1 protein-coding gene is annotated in these 270 nt (G+C 65.9%); it reads left to right on the top strand.

Features of this window, described 5'->3' with window-relative positions; translation table 11 throughout:
* On the top strand, window positions 1–270 hold a 270-nt coding region (locus SB751_RS30780; protein ID WP_410749123.1), incomplete at both ends, for an ABC transporter permease subunit.

The following is a 270-nucleotide window of genomic DNA, read 5'->3' as shown; positions in this document are numbered from 1 at the left end:
GCAACTGGAAGTTCATTCTCGGCACCGACGAAGCGGGCCGCGACATTCTCTCGCGCCTGATGTTCGGCGCGTGCCTGTCGCTGTGGATCGGCTGCGTGTCGGTCGTGCTCGCGCTAATTCCGGGCATCGTGCTCGGGCTCGTCGCCGCGTTCTTCGAGAAATGGGCCGACACGCCGATCATGCGCCTCATGGACGTGCTGCTCGCGCTGCCTTCGCTGCTGCTCGCGGTGGCCGTGGTGGCGATCATCGGTCCGGGCCTCACCAACACCA

It is taken from the genome of Cupriavidus sp. SIMBA_020, assembly GCF_046535395.1.
GTDB lineage: Bacteria > Pseudomonadota > Gammaproteobacteria > Burkholderiales > Burkholderiaceae > Cupriavidus > Cupriavidus campinensis.
The sequence above is the reverse complement of the archived record's forward strand: the minus strand, read 5'-3'. Positions and strand labels throughout refer to the sequence as shown.